At 46.2% G+C, this 273-nt stretch carries 1 pseudogene; it reads right to left on the bottom strand.

Features of this window, described 5'->3' with window-relative positions:
- Positions 1-32: 32 nt before the first annotated feature.
- Positions 33-273 (bottom strand): annotated as a pseudogene (locus tag ACG9ZB_RS17350) (glutathionylspermidine synthase family protein); the annotation flags it as partial.

Here is a 273-nt window from a genome sequence, read left to right as displayed (position 1 = left end):
GTTTTTACCCAGCGCTGCATGACATAGCCCTATTTGTCGTAGTCATCGAAGTAAAAACTACCTGAGGCTGCGCCACAATCGACATTGTGTTGTAGGATATGAATATTTGCGCCTTCGCGCGCTAAGATTGGTTTACGTACCCATTTCCCTGCGTAGTGGGCGTGCGCATCATAAGCATGGGTTTCGAACAACAATGGATGATTTGGAAAGCGTTTCCATAGCTCGATCAACAGGGCTTTATTGGAGAGTAGCATTTTCCTACACGGTTCAATC

The sequence above is a fragment of the Acinetobacter johnsonii genome, from assembly GCF_048551975.1.
In the GTDB taxonomy this organism is placed as follows: Bacteria; Pseudomonadota; Gammaproteobacteria; order Pseudomonadales; family Moraxellaceae; genus Acinetobacter; species Acinetobacter johnsonii_A.
This window is presented reverse-complemented; position numbering and strand designations above follow the sequence as displayed.